Consider the following 3,363-nt stretch of genomic DNA (forward strand, 5'->3'; position numbering starts at 1 on the left):
CCGCCCCCCGCCCCTCCCCGTTGATCATGGAGTTAACTGCGGTCTCGACGGCGTGTCGAGGGGGTCAACTCCATGATCAACGGGCACTCGGCGGGGGGGTGGGGTGGGGCGGGTTAGGCGGGGGTGAGGCAGTCGAGGGACAGGCGCAGCCCCAGTCGGCCGCCGATCGGCAGGTTGCGCGTACGGATGAGGTCGAGTTCCGTGGCCGACAGGGCGCGCTTGTAGACGCGTACCTCGTCGAGGGTGCCGCGGAACCGGTCGGCCCCGTCGACCCGCTGCCCGATGTGGAGGCCGACGACGCCGAACTCCTTGCCGTCGGTCACGGAGCCGGGCGGCACGGCGGCCGAGGCGACCGTGGTCCCGTCGATCCCCAGCACGAACTGGCCGTTCACCCGCTGGAGTACGACGTGGTGCCAGGCCCCGTCGTTGTACGCCCCGGCCGACTGCACGGTGACGTTGAAGCGGTCGACCATGATGAGCGCCCGGATCCGGTTGGAGCCCGGTTCGGCCCGCAGCCAGATCTGCGGAGTCGTGCCGCTCCCCGTCCGGTACGCCCACAGCAGCGTGTGGTTGCCGGTGGTGTCGCCGTAGCGGAACCAGGTCATCAGCGTGAAGTCGTCCCCGCCGAGGTCGATCGAGTCGTCGAACGGAACCTCGACCCGGTCGTCGACGCCGTCGAGGGCGAGCCCGCCGCCGAAGCGGCCGTCAGCCACCGTCGTCGCGCCGCCACGGACGTAGGCGACGTTCGCCGAGTGCGACGAGTCCGGCGTGGTCGGCCCGGGTGCGGGCGGTGCCGGGATGCCCGGCGGCGTGCCGTTCGGCGTACGCAGATAGGCGTCGTTGAACCGAGCCCAGCGGATCGACTCGTACGGCGTCGACGCCCCGGCCTCGTACGCCATCCCGGTCAGGTCGCCGGCCAGCGCGACCAGGTCCGAGTACGCGGACGGCCCCCACCAGAAGACCTTGCCTTCCTGCCAGGGCTGATAGGTGAGCCCGCCGTCGTACGAGGCGCGTACCGACATGACCTCGCGAGCGACCGGATGGGCCGGCGCGGACAGCAGCAGGCGATCGCCGGAGGACAGGACCGAGCCCTGCACGTCGGGCATCGACAGCCCGATCGTCGAGAAGGGACGGTCGAAGGTCTCGCCCCCGTCACTGCTGTACGCCACCGCGCGGTGCCCGGGGTCGGTGCCGCGTTCCCGGGCGAGCGCATAGATCCGGCCGTCCGGCAGTTCGGCGACGGTCACCTCCTGGGCGATGATCGTGCCGTCGGTGAACGCGCTGGTCGCCCCGATGTGCCAGGTCACGCCGCTGTCGTCGCTGTAGAGCAGGTGCGTGCCGTAGAGGTGGTCGCCGACCCCGTCGTAGGTCTCGTGGTTGGCGCCCACGATCAGCCGTCCCGCGTGCGGGCCGTGGGTCAGCTGGATGCCGTGCATCGGGCCGGTGGCGTACCAGAAGTTCCATTCCGGCTTCGTGCCCTCGGTCATCTCCCGGGCCGCCGACCAGGTGGCCCCGTTGTCGTCGCTGACCTGCACGAAGGGCAGGCGCAGGCAACCGTTCGTGCAGGGGGCCGGTCCGTTGTGCGTACTCACGAGCACGACGCGGCCCGTGTTCTGGTCCACGATCGGGACCGGGTTGCCGTGGGTGCTGCCGTTGCCCTCGGACACCACCTGGAGCGGACCCCAGGTCTGCCCGTTGTCGGTGGACCGCCGCAACACGATGTCGATGTCCTCGTCGTCGCCGCAGTCCTTGACCCGGCCCTCGGCGAACGCGAGGACGTCGCCGTTGGCCGCCCGGACCAGGGCGGGAATGCGGAAGCAGAAGTAGCCCATGCTCTTCTGCGGATAGACGACCTGCTCGTCGAAGAAGGGTGTGCTCTGATCCTGGGCGCCGGCCGGAGCCGCTAACCCGGTGGCCAGGAGCACCAGCGCGCCGACCAGGGCGGCCGCGCGGCGTGCGTACCTCATCTCGTGCCTTTCGGGAGACGGAATGGATTGCCGGACATCCTATGTCCGACGTGGGATGTCCACCAGAGTTGGTCTTGACCGTTCCGAAATCCAGGCTTAACGTGCCTGGAACGTGGGACATCCCATGTCCCGTTCGGAGGGAGTCCACCCTTGCGTCTCTGGAAACTCACCGGGGCCGGCCTGCTCGCCGCCGGTGCCCTGACTGCGAGCGTCATGCCAGCCACCGCTTCTGAACAGGCGAAATGCGTCACCTCTACGCCGTACACGGCGAACACCGAGGGCTACAGCGCGTTCCGCATCCCAGCCGTGATCACCGCCGCCAACGGCGACGTCCTCGCGTTCGCCGAGGGCCGCGTCGGCGGCCTGGGCGACGCGGGCAACATCGACACCGTCCTCAAGCGCTCCACCGACGGCGGCTGCACGTGGGGGCCGCTCCAGGTGGTGCACGACAACGCGAGCAACACCGCGGGCAACCCCGCCCCCGTCGTCACCACCGGCGGGCGGATCGTCCTGCTCACGACCTTCAACGCGGGCACCGCGACCGAGGCCATGATCCTGCGGGGCGAGGTCACCGCGGAGCAGTCCCGGCGCGTCTTCGTCCAGCACAGTGACGACGACGGGGCCACCTGGTCCGCGCCCACCGACATCACCGCGCAGACCAAGCTCACGAACTGGCGCTGGTACGCGACGGCGCCCGGCCACGCCACGCGGCTGACCGTCGGGGCGCACAAGGGTCGCCTGGTCGTCCCGGCGAACCACTCGATCGCTCCCCCGTCGGGGTCCACTGACACCGGAGCCGAGGCGAAGTACTACGGCGGGCACTCGCTGTACAGCGACGACGACGGCGCGACCTGGCAGATCGGGTACGTCGACGACAACCCGGACAACTACGTCAACGTGAACGAGACCACCGCGACGCAGTTGCCGGACGGCCGGGTCTACTTCAACACCCGTGACCACAACGGCACCGCCCCCGGTACGCGTGCCGACGCGTACAGCGCCGATGGCGGCGCGACGCTGGTGAAGCCGTTCCACCCGCAGGGCACCATCGCCGGACCCGTCGTGGAGGGCACGGTGCTGCAACTTCGCGGCCCGAACGCGCCCCTGCTGTACGCCGGCCCGGCCGACCCGGCCGCTCGTGCGGTGCTGACGATCCGGATCAGCCACGACTCCGGCGTCACCTTCACGCCGGCGCTGGCGCTGTCGGGCCTGCCCGCGGCGTACTCGGATCTGGTTCAGGTCGACGCGAACACCGTCGGCGTCCTCTACGAGACCGGTGACTTCGGCGCGAACGAGCGCATCGAGTTCCACCGCGTACCGGTCCAGTCCCTCCGCTAACCCCCGAAATACAGCGCTGGATCAGGGATCCGGGTCGAATCTTTCTCCAAGATTCGAA

Annotated in this window: 2 protein-coding genes; one reads left to right on the top strand and one right to left on the bottom strand. The window is 69.9% G+C overall.

Annotation, left to right across the window (positions count from 1 at the left end; all coding sequences use genetic code 11):
* Window positions 1-113: 113 nt before the first annotated feature.
* Window positions 114-1,967 (bottom strand): sialidase family protein, encoded by a 1,854-nt coding sequence (locus AB0M47_RS42420; RefSeq protein ID WP_363424633.1) that lies wholly within the window; start codon window positions 1,965-1,967, stop codon window positions 114-116.
* 150 nt (window positions 1,968-2,117) lie between these two features.
* On the opposite strand from AB0M47_RS42420, the gene AB0M47_RS42425 reads away from it, so the two are divergent.
* Window positions 2,118-3,305, top strand: coding sequence for a sialidase family protein (locus AB0M47_RS42425; RefSeq protein WP_363424635.1), 1,188 nt, complete (start codon window positions 2,118-2,120; stop codon window positions 3,303-3,305).
* Window positions 3,306-3,363 lie beyond the last annotated feature (58 nt).

It is taken from the genome of Hamadaea sp. NPDC051192, from assembly GCF_040682475.1.
Taxonomy (GTDB): domain Bacteria; phylum Actinomycetota; class Actinomycetes; order Mycobacteriales; family Micromonosporaceae; genus Hamadaea; species Hamadaea flava.